The sequence below is a fragment of the Bacillus sp. SIMBA_074 genome, from assembly GCF_046534555.1.
Taxonomy (GTDB): Bacteria; Bacillota; Bacilli; order Bacillales; family Bacillaceae_G; genus Bacillus_A; species Bacillus_A mycoides.
On the sequence record NZ_JAWRYM010000381.1, the window covers coordinates 1 to 280 of the forward strand.

The 280-nt window shown below is 73.2% G+C and carries 1 protein-coding gene; it reads right to left on the bottom strand.

All coding sequences use genetic code 11. The features are described 5' to 3' along the window. Positions 1–39 precede the first annotated feature (39 nt). The coding region (locus tag SB773_RS31245) for a hypothetical protein (RefSeq protein WP_410594164.1) at positions 40–280 on the bottom strand (241 nt) is incomplete at its 5' end.

Consider the following 280-nt stretch of genomic DNA (forward strand, 5'->3'; position numbering starts at 1 on the left):
CATTTCGCAGCGTGGCGCGGTCGGCCAGCCGGGCAGCCGTCAGCCTCGGCCGCGGCGGATCCGGACGATCGAGATCGCTGCATCGATCAACGCATCGATCACGAGCAGCAACCCGAGGGTCCTGCCCGCTCCCCGCACGCGAGACGTGACCCACGCTCCCGCGGCGAACTCCCCGAACGACAGGGCGAGGCCGACCACGGGACGGCGGCGGAGAGCCTCGCCGAGCCGCGCGAGCGGGCGTTCCCGACGGGTGAGAGGCGTGAATTCCCCGACCCCGGCG